The sequence below is a fragment of the Bacilli bacterium genome (assembly GCA_036381315.1).
Lineage (GTDB): Bacteria > Bacillota > Bacilli > Paenibacillales > KCTC-25726 > DASVDB01.
Genome location: DASVDB010000077.1, coordinates 1 through 11,833 on the forward strand (window position 1 = coordinate 1; position 11,833 = coordinate 11,833).

The 11,833-nt window shown below is 50.9% G+C and carries 12 protein-coding genes; 11 read left to right on the plus strand and 1 reads right to left on the minus strand.

Translation table 11 applies throughout. The features are described from left to right. Nucleotides 1-56 precede the first annotated feature (56 nt). The 10 genes from VF260_05940 (at nucleotide 57) to VF260_05985 (ending at nucleotide 10,260) form a co-directional block, all read left to right on the plus strand. Nucleotides 57-542, plus strand: a complete 486-nt coding sequence (locus tag VF260_05940; GenBank protein ID HEX7056722.1) for a hypothetical protein — start codon at nucleotides 57-59, stop codon at nucleotides 540-542. 141 nt (nucleotides 543-683) lie between these two features. After that, entirely contained in the window at nucleotides 684-1,865 is a 1,182-nt protein-coding gene (locus tag VF260_05945) for a Xaa-Pro peptidase family protein (protein HEX7056723.1), read from the plus strand. Between the two features lie 116 nt (nucleotides 1,866-1,981). Beyond that, on the plus strand, nucleotides 1,982-2,359 hold the full coding sequence (locus VF260_05950) for an ATPase (protein HEX7056724.1): 378 nt from the start codon (nucleotides 1,982-1,984) through the stop codon (nucleotides 2,357-2,359). Between the two features lie 241 nt (nucleotides 2,360-2,600). Further along, nucleotides 2,601-2,888: an Asp-tRNA(Asn)/Glu-tRNA(Gln) amidotransferase subunit GatC gene (gene gatC, locus VF260_05955; GenBank protein HEX7056725.1), complete on the plus strand. Its 288-nt coding sequence runs from the start codon at nucleotides 2,601-2,603 to the stop codon at nucleotides 2,886-2,888. A 35-nt stretch (nucleotides 2,889-2,923) separates the two neighbouring features. Further along, nucleotides 2,924-4,399, plus strand: a complete 1,476-nt coding sequence (gatA, locus tag VF260_05960) for an Asp-tRNA(Asn)/Glu-tRNA(Gln) amidotransferase subunit GatA (protein ID HEX7056726.1) — start codon at nucleotides 2,924-2,926, stop codon at nucleotides 4,397-4,399. A gap of 20 nt (nucleotides 4,400-4,419) precedes the next feature. Then, nucleotides 4,420-5,862: an Asp-tRNA(Asn)/Glu-tRNA(Gln) amidotransferase subunit GatB gene (gatB, locus tag VF260_05965; GenBank protein ID HEX7056727.1), complete on the plus strand. Its 1,443-nt coding sequence runs from the start codon at nucleotides 4,420-4,422 to the stop codon at nucleotides 5,860-5,862. A 96-nt stretch (nucleotides 5,863-5,958) separates the two neighbouring features. Beyond that, the gene (locus tag VF260_05970) at nucleotides 5,959-6,702 is read left to right on the plus strand and encodes an MgtC/SapB family protein (protein ID HEX7056728.1); all 744 of its coding nucleotides are present in this window, start codon (nucleotides 5,959-5,961) and stop codon (nucleotides 6,700-6,702) included. Continuing rightward, nucleotides 6,699-7,862 (plus strand): DUF4097 family beta strand repeat-containing protein, encoded by a 1,164-nt coding sequence (locus tag VF260_05975; GenBank protein HEX7056729.1) that lies wholly within the window; start codon nucleotides 6,699-6,701, stop codon nucleotides 7,860-7,862. The genes VF260_05970 and VF260_05975 overlap by 4 nt, the downstream gene beginning before the upstream one ends. Nucleotides 7,863-7,939: 77 nt before the next feature. Beyond that, nucleotides 7,940-8,374, plus strand: coding sequence for a Fur family transcriptional regulator (locus VF260_05980; protein HEX7056730.1), 435 nt, complete (start codon nucleotides 7,940-7,942; stop codon nucleotides 8,372-8,374). 119 nt (nucleotides 8,375-8,493) lie between these two features. Further along, nucleotides 8,494-10,260, plus strand: coding sequence for a glycosyl hydrolase family 18 protein (locus tag VF260_05985; GenBank protein HEX7056731.1), 1,767 nt, complete (start codon nucleotides 8,494-8,496; stop codon nucleotides 10,258-10,260). A 36-nt stretch (nucleotides 10,261-10,296) separates the two neighbouring features. Here VF260_05985 and VF260_05990 read toward each other — a convergent pair whose 3' ends face one another. Next, nucleotides 10,297-10,662, minus strand: a complete 366-nt coding sequence (locus VF260_05990) for a DUF2614 family zinc ribbon-containing protein (GenBank protein ID HEX7056732.1) — start codon at nucleotides 10,660-10,662, stop codon at nucleotides 10,297-10,299. A 112-nt stretch (nucleotides 10,663-10,774) separates the two neighbouring features. On the opposite strand from VF260_05990, the gene VF260_05995 reads away from it, so the two are divergent. Continuing rightward, nucleotides 10,775-11,647, plus strand: coding sequence for a nucleotidyltransferase-like protein (locus tag VF260_05995; protein HEX7056733.1), 873 nt, complete (start codon nucleotides 10,775-10,777; stop codon nucleotides 11,645-11,647). Nucleotides 11,648-11,833 lie beyond the last annotated feature (186 nt).

The window sequence follows — 11,833 nt, forward strand, 5'->3', positions numbered from 1 at the left end:
GGGTGCGCATAGGCGGGCTTCGTTATATTTGCGGATGCGAAAGATGTGGTTAAGCCATGTACAAACTGCTTTTGTATGTGCTGATCATTGGGTTGTGCGCAATTTTGACATCTGTGCAAATCGATGAGGAGATGTCGCTGAAAACATTGTTCCTTGCGAAGCATGCGGTCAATCGCGCAGCGCATGCGGCGGCGCAGCAAACCCAAATCAGCCTGCTTGCCGAAGGAAAGATCGCGATAGATCCGGATTTGGCCGCGGAAACCGCGCTTCTTTATTTGCAAAAAAATTTGCATCTGGATGAAACAAACCGCCCGCTGCCCGGCTCTTTTCTGAAAGAGCCCGTTGATCTGCTGGAATTTGCTGTGATTGGCGAGGGATATACGTTTCCCTATGAATATGAAAACAAGCCCTACCACTATCATGTCACGCTTAAACGGCCGGGAGTGGTTATGATCGTTCGCGTCGCCTATCCCGGCATATTCAATCTTCTCGGGCCCATTCAGTGGGTGGTCAAAGGCACCGCGGAAACGGTCGACCGCTAATCGAATGTTTCCCGCAAATTGGCGTTTGCTCAAAACAGGATTTGCCAATGCCGGCAGACGGAAAGTCGTTCTGCGGCATTTTGTTTTTTTGCCGAATGTATTAGAATAGACAAAGAACACGCTGACGGTTGGGGGCGCGCGATGGAACATCAACAACGAATCCAAAACTTGCAGAAAAAATTGGCGCAAGCGGGCGTAGATGCCTATCTTGTCACGCAAAACGTCGATATTTTTTATTTGACAGGGTCGATGCAAACTGGGTATGTGCTCGTGCCCGTCGCGGGGGAACCGGTTTTTTATGTGAGGCGGAGCGTCTTGCGGGCGAATGAGGAGTCGGTTGTCCCGATTATCGAACTCGGATCGCTGAAGACTTTTAACGGGAAGCTTAAGGCAAGTTTCCCCGATTTGTTTGCCGATGGCCGCGAAATAGCGGTCGCCGCCGATTTTGACGTGCTGCCGGTGCAAATTTATCAGCGTCTCAAGTCGGCATTGCCTGCCGTAAAATGGATCGACGGTTCGGCGATGATCCGCGAACTGCGCATGATCAAATCAGATTATGAAATCGGGTTGCTGAAACAGGCGGCTGTTGCCACCGATCTTGCTTTTCAGCATGGCATTGCCAAACTTTCCGCCGGCATGACGGAATTGGAATTCATCAGTGAAATCGAATTATCGTTGCGCAGGCAGGGCCATATGGGCGTCATGCGCATGCGCGGCTACAATCAGGAATTGATCACCGGAATTGTCAGTTCCGGCGCGGCAGCCGCCGCCCCCACTTATTTCGACGGCCCCGCGGGCGGGGAAGGTTTGGGCGCAGCCAGCCCGCAAGGCGTTGGCGTAAAAAAAATTGCCGCCGGCGAGCCGATACTGATCGATATAGGCTGCACGCTGAACGGCTATGTAACGGATCAGACGCGCACGGCGGTGATCGGCGATCTGCCGGCGGATTTGCTGCATGCTTATGAAACCGCGGAGCGCATTTTGGCGCATGCCGAGTCGATGCTGAAGCCGGGCGTGATTTGTGAAGATTTATATGTTTCGGCGTTGGCTTATGCCAAAGAGGCGGGTTTGGAAAACCATTTTATGGGTTTTGGCAAAGATCAGGTCAAATTTCTCGGGCACGGCATCGGTCTGGAGGTTGACGAGTTTCCGGTATTGGCAAAAGGATTTCGCTATCCGCTGGAAGCGGGCATGGTGTTGGCCGTCGAGCCCAAATTCACTTTTCCCGGGCGCGGCGTGGTCGGCATTGAAAACACATATGTGATCACGGATTCCGGATTTGAGCGGCTGACGCAAACTCCCGGCGGATTATTGCGAATTTGATTGTTTCTATCTAAAATGAAGTTATCCGTCGGATAGACACTGCGCCAAAAATTTAGTAGGATATAAATACAAGATGGCGCGATTTTTTTCAGCATAAATAAAAAGGAGGAAGGGAAATGTTTCGTCTGGGGCAGAAAGTGTACATCGTTTCCGATCGATTCGAACAGAACCTTCCCATTGGCAGTTATGCCTATATCATTGCCTATGACCGTAACGCGGACAATGCATTCGATTATGTCATCCGGGTGCCGAATCAAAACAAGCATTATTATGTCCCGGCGGCAGATGTGGAATTGGAAGAAGTGATTTTGCAACGGGAAGCGGAACAGGTGGAAAAAGAAGCGCTGATCGAATTTGCGCTGGCGACCAAAAATGCCGATCTGTTCTATCGTGTCATGAATGGGGACGCTGCCGGGGAAAATCAGCCGGAAGCAAACAAACCGCTTAGCCAGGATGAATTTATCAAGCAGGTCAATCTGAAAGCGTGGATTTAAGCCGTTCTGAAGCGATTGCAAACACGCCTTTTCAACGTTCGCGTTGGGAAGGCTTTTTTCATTTGGCGCGCGTTACAACCCATATTAAAAGGTTACCGATCAAGATCTGACTTACCCTGACTTAAAATAAAATGGATATGAAAAGCTTGGCCTTACGTGATGGCGCAGCGTTTATCCTTGGAAATGCATTGTGTTATAATGGGTTGGATAATGACGAGAATTTCGGAGGTCGAATGAAGCAATGAGCATTAGCATGGAAGATGTCGATCATGTGGCCAAGCTGGCCAGACTGGAATTTACGGATGTGGAAAAAACGAAAATCGCCGAGCAGCTGGGCAAAATTTTGGCGTTTGTGGAAAAATTGAATGAACTGCATACCGCCGATGTCCCGCCGACCAGCCACGTGATCGCGTTAAACAACGTCTTGCGGGATGATGAAGTGCGCCCTTCATGGCCGATTGAAAAAGTCATGCTGAACGCGCCGGACGGAGAAGACGGCCAATTCAGAGTGCCGGCCGTGTTGGATTAAGATTGGCAATGCCGCAAACATAAGGAGGAGTTAGATTGTCGTTGACGCAATATTCGATCAGAGAGCTGCACCGCCGCATGGCCAACAAGGAATTGTCCGTTACGGACCTTGTCGGCGCGTCTTTGCAGCGAATTCACGATACAGACGCAAAAATCGGAGCGTTTCTGGCGCTGAATGAAGAACACGCCCGTCTGGCGGCCGCCGAAATGGACGCCCGATTCCATACGAGCGGCGCAATCCGCGGATTGTTGTTCGGCATACCCGCCGGCATCAAGGACAATATCGCAACCGAGGGATTGCCGACAACGTGCGGCAGCAAAATATTGGCCAATTATCGGCCGATTTACGATGCCACGGTCGTAAAAAAGCTTAAAGATGCGGATGCCATAACCGTTGGCAAATTGAATATGGATGAATTTGCGATGGGCAGTTCCAATGAAAATTCCGCTTTTCACCCGGTCCGGAATCCATGGGATACAGCGTATGTTCCGGGGGGTTCAAGCGGCGGATCGGCCGCGGCAGTTGCCGCCGGCCAGGTCGTATTCGCGCTGGGCTCCGATACGGGCGGCTCGATCCGCCAGCCAGCCGCTTATTGCGGCGTCGTCGGATTGAAGCCGACATACGGGCTGGTGTCCCGATTCGGATTGGTTGCGTTTGCTTCTTCGTTGGATCAGATCGGGCCTTTAACGCGCAGTGTGGAAGATGCGGCGTTTGTCCTGCAGGCGATTGCGGGACATGATCCGCTTGATTCCACATCCGCCAATATGGAAACCTCCGACTATTTGTGTGCGTTAAGCGGGGACGTTGCCGGCCTGCGCATCGCCGTGCCGAAGGAATACCTGAGTGAAGGCGTGAACCCGGCAGTCAAGGAGAACATATACGCCGCCTTGGCGGATTTGGAGAAGTTAGGTGCGACGTGGGAAGAAGTGTCGATGCCCCATACGGAATACGCGGTGGCCGCATACTATATTCTCGCCTCTTCCGAGGCTTCTTCCAATCTGGCGCGTTATGACGGCGTGCGCTACGGCGTGCGCAGCAGCAATGCCGACAATTTGCTCGACATGTACACGAAGACGCGCAGCGAAGGCTTTGGCGATGAAGTGAAAAGGCGGATCATGCTGGGCACCTATTCGCTAAGCTCCGGTTATTACGACGCCTATTATCTGAAAGCGCAGCAAGTGCGGACGCTGATCAAACGGGATTTCGAGCAAGCGTTGGCCAAATATGACGTCATCATCGGCCCGACCGCGCCTACGCCGGCGTTTAAAATCGGCGAGCAGGCGGACGACCCGTTGACGATGTATTTGAACGATATTTTAACGATTCCGGTGAGCCTGGCCGGAGTGCCGGCGATCAGCGTGCCCTGCGGGTTTGTCGGCGGGTTGCCTGTCGGGCTGCAAATTATCGGGAATTACTTTCAGGAATCGACCGTGTTACGCGTTGCGCACGCTTTTGAACAGCATACGGAACATCATCTTAAGACGCCGCCAATCGACGGTGTGAAACAGTAGGGGAAAGGAGCGAAAAAACGATGCCGGCAACGGAAACAAAGTATGAAACAATCATTGGTTTGGAAGTCCATGTTGAACTGCACACCAAAACGAAAATTTTTTGCGGCTGCTCCACTTCTTTCGGCGCGCCGCCCAACACGCATACATGCCCGATTTGCCTGGGGCATCCGGGCGTTCTTCCGGTGTTGAACAAGCAGGCTGTGGAATATGCGATGAAAGCGGCGATGGCGTTAAACTGCGAAATCGCGTCGGAAAGCAAATTTGACCGCAAAAATTATTTTTATCCCGACCTGCCGAAAGCTTACCAGATTTCCCAGTACGACAAGCCGATCGGGAAAAACGGCTGGATCGATATCGAAGTGGACGGCGTAACGAAGCGCATTGGCATAACCCGGCTGCATTTGGAGGAAGACGCGGGGAAATTGATGCACGGCAGCGGTTTTGATTCGCTGGTCGATTTTAACAGAGTGGGGACGCCGCTGATCGAGATCGTCTCCGAGCCGGATATCCGCTCTCCCGAAGAGGCGAGGGCTTATTTGGAAAAATTAAAAGCGATCATCAAATATTGCGACGTCTCCGACGTAAAAATGGAAGAGGGCTCGCTGCGCTGTGACGCCAACGTGAGCATCCGCCCATTCGGACAAACCGCGTTCGGCACCAAAACGGAATTGAAAAATATGAACTCGTTCCGCGGCGTGCAGCGCGGGTTGGAGTACGAAGTAAAAAGGCAGACGGAAGTGCTTGCGGACGGCGGCATAATCGTGCAGGAGACGCGCCGTTGGGACGAAAACCGCGGCGTTACGGTTTCCATGCGCACAAAGGAAGAGGCCCACGATTATCGTTATTTTCCCGATCCCGACCTTGTGACGCTGTTAATCGACGATGCGTGGAAAGAACGCGTGAAAGCATCGATACCGGAGCTTCCCGATGCCCGCAAAGCCCGTTATACGGAACAATACGGCTTGTCCGATTATGACGCGAAAGTCATTACCGCTTCGGTAAAATTGGCGGATTTATTTGAAGAAAGCTTGCGGCATTGCGGTGACGCAAAAGCGGCGGCCAACTGGATCATGGGCGATCTTTCGGGTTATTTGAATGCCAATGGTTTGGAACCGGATGACGTGCCGATCTCAGGCAAAAATCTAGGCGATTTGATCAGCTTGATTAACAAAGGGACGATCAGCGGCAAGATTGCCAAGGCCGTATTTAAAGACATGCTCGAATCGGGCAAATCGCCGGAAGCGATCGTGCAGGAAAAAGGGCTTGTGCAAATTTCCGACGAGGGCGCGATCAAGTCGGTTGTGGAGCAAGTAATCGCCAATAATCCGCAGTCGGTCGCCGATTTTCAAGCGGGCAAGGAAAAAGCGATCGGCTTTCTGGTCGGACAGGTCATGAAAGAAACGAAAGGCAAAGCCAATCCTGGCTTGGTAAACAAGCTGATTCGCGAGATTATCGGGCAATGATCCGCAAGTTTGGCCTCGTTTCGCCGTCTTGCTTCGTCTTGAGACGGGCATAACAGGCTGTCGTACGCCGTCTGCCTGCTTTGGGGGAGTGTTAGCATGGGCAACCCATGGGAAATTGACGCGCTGCATATGGCGATCAGGCTTTTTTTGGCTATGGTCCTGGGCGGACTGGTTGGGTGGGAGCGCGAACAAAGCAATCGCGCCGCCGGATTTCGCACGCATATTCTGGTCTGCATCGGTTCGGCCTTGCTCATGCTGCTGTCGATTTACGGCTTTTCCGATTTCGCCGAAGAAATCAATGTGCGGATAGATCCCGCGCGAATGGCCGCACAAGTGATTACCGGCATCGGTTTTTTGGGCGCGGGCGTGATTATTTACAACGGGTTGTCGATTACCGGCCTAACGACGGCGGCGTCGCTATGGGTCGTCGCCGCGATCGGGCTTTCGATCGGCGCCGGTTTTTATTTTGCCGCCAGTCTGTGCACAGCATTGGTGCTGTTCAATTTGATGGTGTTAAATAAAGTGGAAAAACGGCTGTTTCGGGCAAAAAAGCTGCATGTCATCAAAATCAAAACAGAAGATAAGCCGGGAAACCTGGGGGAAATAACCGAAGTGCTGAAGATGCACAACACGGAAATTCGCCGGCTTACAACGGAACATATCCCAAACGAAGGTAGCTCGGCGCCCATTTTCCAAATTGCATTTACGGTTCGCCTTCCGGCTGAGCTTCCGCTTGTCGAACTGATTGAAAAACTGCGAAAAATGCCCGGCGTGCTTGAATTGAATGTCGACCAGGTCGCATGGACAGGTAAAAACGGCGAGAGGATGCGATCGGAATGATCCGGGTAGGACGTTATACCGCCGCATTGCTGTTGCTGACCGTAGGCGTGCTTTTGTTTCTCGATTTAAGCATGCACACGTACTTTTTAAGCGTCATGTTCAAATGGTGGCCCATGCTGTTAATCGTCTTCGGCTGCGAATTTTTGTTTGCCGCTATGCGCAGCCGCAATGAGCCGTCCCGGTTGCGCATCGATTTCGGCAGCCTGTTTTTTTCCGCGCTGCTGGCGGTTGTGGTGGTCGCCGCAACGCAAACATCCCTTTTAGCTCCTTTAATCAATCAATTCGGCGTCGCGGTTTCCGACGAAAGCGGCTCAACATTCGGCAAAGAGACGGTGCACATCCCGCTGCGGGACGACACCGAAAGTATCATCATCACAAACGAAAATGGAGATGTAACGCTGCAGTCGGGCGATGTTGCGGCAATCGAAATCCGCGCCACCGTTATGGTTTCCGGCGACGATGAACATGCGCGGCGGATCGCCGATGAATCGACCATTGCTTATGAGGGCGAGCGCACGCTACAGATTACGGCGCAGGGGAAAGACTACAAAGTGCTGGGTTTAAAGCGAAAACCCCGCATGAATCTGGATATTACCGTGCCCAGGACAAGCGATGCGGATAAAGAACTGCGCGCAATGAACGGCAGCATTTCCGTCAGCAATATCATCGGTTCGGTCAAGGCGGATACGGTAAATGGCAAAGCTACGGTTCGCCATATCGACGGCAGCGTCGAACTGCACAGCGTTAACGGCAGCTTGACCGCCGAGGAAATTACGGGCGATGTAAAAATGGACACGATAAACGGAAAAATTACCGGAACCCGATTGCGCGGTTCCGTAAGCGCCCATACGACAAACGGCGCCATTTCCCTGCAAGAAGTTGCCAAAGCGGTTCATGCGGACACGACGTCAGGCGGCATTTATGTATCGAGCGGCACGGTTGGCGGCGATTGGAAGCTTCAGACAACGATCGGGTCGGTTGAACTTAAGGTGCCGGAAAACGGGGATTATCGCGTAGAGGGGAAAACCAAATTGGGCAGCGCCAAAACCAATTTGCCCTTGGCTGCGACAAAACGCGCCATTTCCGGAACAATCGGGCGGGGAACGTACCAAATCAATGTGGACGCCAGCGGCAGCATCGCCATTAACAAAACCCAATAATCGACAGTTTTATGAATAGAATTGACAGAGGATAATTACAAAAGTAAAATAATTATAAGTGGATGGGGGTGAGGACAATGGGAGCAAAATTTGAGCACGCAATCGATAAATTAAAATCGTCGGGTGTGCGCATGACTCCGCAGAGACATGCGATTTTGTCATATTTGCTGAATACCAAGTCCCATCCGAGCGCGGATGAAATTTACAAGGCGTTGGAAAGAAAATTTCCCAGCATGAGCGTGGCGACCATTTACAACAACCTGAAGGTATTCATCGACTCCGGGCTAGTGCGGGAGTTGACTTACGGTGACGACGCCAGCCGGTTTGACGCGGACATGTCCGATCATTATCATGCCATTTGCGAACAATGCGGGAAAATCGTAGACTTTGACCATCCGCCCATAAAATCCGTTGAGGAAGCCGCTTTGGAGCAGACGGGCTTTCAAATCAAAGGCCATCGTTTGGAAGTGTACGGTATTTGTGAAAGTTGCGCCGGGGCAAGGAAACATTGAGCGTATTTTCCATGCCGGCAAACATTGCGAATATAGTATAATAGACGTAATTTCACGACTGCGCAGCAGACGAGAAAATACGTCTTTTTTGCTGTTTATGGGCAGGGAAAGGGAGGCTAATGGAAGTTCAAATCACGCCAAGTCGAAGCCGAATGCGGCAACCCCGGCGCGCTAACGCGAAGATCGCTTTGTTTCTAATTGCGGCCATGCTCCTGTTGCTTGCCGCAAGCGCACTTGTCACGTTTTTTGTGTGGCGGCAATTTGCCCCGAACGCTCGGCATGTTCCGCCGGAGTTCAACGGGCTGGCAAAACCGATTTTTATTCAGGGTAAGATCATGCCGGAGACGGCGATCGGAACCGCGGAAAGTTTGCGGCTTCCTTTGCCGGTTGTGCAACAATGGATCGATCCCACGATCGTGTTCGACGATGCGTCCCAATCCGTCATCCTAACGACGAAACAGCATGTTGTGCAATTGAAGACCGCGCAATTGACGGCCATGGTCAACCATAAGCCGTTCGCTCTTTCCTTTCCTGTCGAAAAATCCGGCGAGACCGTGTATATACCGATTGCGCAGCTTAAACAATACTATCATCTGACCGTATCGGAGCAAAAAGATACAGGCGCGGTGCTGATCTTCCGGCAAGGCGACGCGATTTCGTGGGCCAGGGCCATATCTTACAAAAACCGGACGGTAAAGGTCAGAACAAAACCCACCGCGCGAGCGCCGATTGTAGCTGAGTTGGCGGCGAATGAAGCGGTGATGGTGTGGGAGGATGTCGGGGGTTGGTTTAAAATTCAGCTTGAAAACGGCATCATCGGTTATGCGCGAAAGCAGGAAATCAAACTTGACCATATGGAAACGGTGCCGTTTTCTCCGGAACCGTCGCCGTATATCCCGTGGAGTCCAATCGGCGGTAAAATCAATTTGACCTGGGAACAAGTTTACGGCAAAAATCCCGATACCGCCAAAATCGGCAACATGCCCGGTTTAAATGTGATCAGCCCGACATGGTTTCAATTTGCCGAGGATAAGACGGGCGAAATATATTTGCAAAACAAGGCCGACGCGGCCTATGCCAAGTGGGCGCATGATCGCGGCTACCAAATCTGGGCGCTTTTCTCCAACGGCTTCAATCCCGATTGGACGGCGCAAATGCTCAAAACATACGATTCAAGACAGAAAATAATCGACCAATTGTTAAGTTTTGCGCAGTTATATCATCTGCAGGGAATCAATATCGATTTTGAGAATGTGCGATTGGCTGACGGGCATCTGTTGACCCAGTTCGTTCGCGAGTTCACGCCGCTTGCGCATGAGCAGGGCCTGGTCGTATCGATCGATGTAACCGTCAGGGGCGGCAGCGAAATGTGGTCGCAATTTTATGAACGGGAAGCTTTGGGCGAAATCGTCGATTATATGATCGTGATGGCTTACGATGAGCATTGGGCGTCGAGTCCGCAGGCGGGATCGGTCGCGTCCTTGCCGTGGACGGAAAAAGGCGTCGCCGATATTATCAAATTCGACCATGTTCCGGCGGAAAAACTGTTGCTTGGAGTGCCGCTTTATACCCGCATCTGGACGGAGAAAACGGTGGATGGCAAAACGGAAGTCTCATCGAAAGCCATATCGATGGCGGCGGTTTCCCAAATCATCGCCGAGAAAAAGTTAAAGCCGACCTTTGACCAAAAAAGCGGCCAGTATTATGTCGAATTTGGCGAGAACGGGGCGAAAAACAAAATCTGGATTGAAAATGCGGCATCCATGCAATCGCGCATTCAAATTGTCAAGAAGTACGGATTGGCCGGAATCGCCTCATGGAGCAGAAATTTTGATACGCCGGAAATATGGAATGCGATCGCCGATGCGCTAAAACAAATGCCTTAAAGGAGCAAAGGGGCTGATTCTTGAATCGGCTCCTTTTTACTTGTCGTTACTGTCGCCTTCGTCGGCTGATGCCGCCGTGTTAGCCAGGCTCGGATCGAGCGTCAAGATGGTTTTGCAATGGTAGCAACGGTCCGTCTTGCCGACAAGTTTGGTCATTTTGCCGCATTCGGGACATTGGAGCGAAATGGTCGAAGTAGACATCATGCCTGCCCAAAAATATACGGCCATGCTGCCCGCCATAAATAGGATGCCCACTATCATAAAAATAACGGTGAAAATTTGCCCTTTTTCTCCCCATAATAAAATTCCCGCAGTGCCAACGATCATGATCAGCATTCCGAGCATTAACAGCACAAGACCCCAAAAACGAAATTCATTCAGTTTGTTTGTTTTAAAGAACATAAAATCACCATCAACCTTTGCTGCCAATATTTTCTTTCGGCAGGAAATGCGTGCTCCCTGTAGAAATATTAGATAACAAAATTTCAAGAAACGATGCGTGGATGTGAGTCACATGACGGGGTCTAAACTTGCCGATTTTTTAAGCCGTTATCAAACAAACGAGAATATTTGCGGCGTTTTGGCAATCAAGGCGAATCATTCGCTAAGCCCGCTAACGGGCGGCTTTGATTTGCTGATCTTGGCCATATATAAAGACACAAGCCAAGCGGAAACTACTTTTCATTATATTAAAGACGATGTGCGTATACAAGAAAAGCGAATGGATTCGCAACATTTTGCGGACGCGGTTTTGGCGGGTACCGACCGAAGCCTGGTGCAATGGGTGCTGCAAGGAGAAATTGTTTTCGAAAAAGATAGTTATCTTGCCGAATTAAAGCGAAAATTGAGCGATTTTCCCCGCATGATGCGCGAGCAGAAAATACTCATCGAATTCTCCCGTTTTTTGCGCTCTTATTTGCAATCCAAGCAGGATTTGCATGACAATCAGGTGTTGGATTCTTACGCCAATATTTTGGAGGCGTTAACGCACTGGGCGCGAATTGCGATCATTGAGCATGGTCAGCATCCGGAAGTTACCGTGTGGGATCAGCTGCGCGAAATAAATCCGGGAATTTACAAATTGTACGAAGAATTGACAACGAGCCTTGAATCGGTGGAACAACGCGTTCAACTGGTCCTGCTTGCCTGCGAGTTTTCCGTCATGTCCAAAATGTCGCAATGGTGCGCGCTTTTGCTGCGCATTTTAAGAAGCAGAAAAAAATCATGGGCGATCCACGAGCTTTACGGCCATGCCAACTTAAAAAATCTGCATCTTGACCTTGGCCTTTTGCTGCGCAAATTGGTTGCCCGCAATCTTGTAAAAGAAGTCGTTATGGTTGACAGCGTCAACTTTGAGAAAGTTCAGCTCCGCTATTCGGCGATGTAATAACACGTTTTATTTTTTTTGACGTTCGGGAATAATATCAGGCAAAAATCCAAACATTGGTCTTGACTTGGGTCATGCGGCGTGGTAAATTAGTTCTCGCCGCTGCAAACAAGGCGAATAAAACAGCCTGGCGATTGCGGAAAACACCATGACCGGATGGCCGGGCGGCAAAAATTTCTCCTTGAT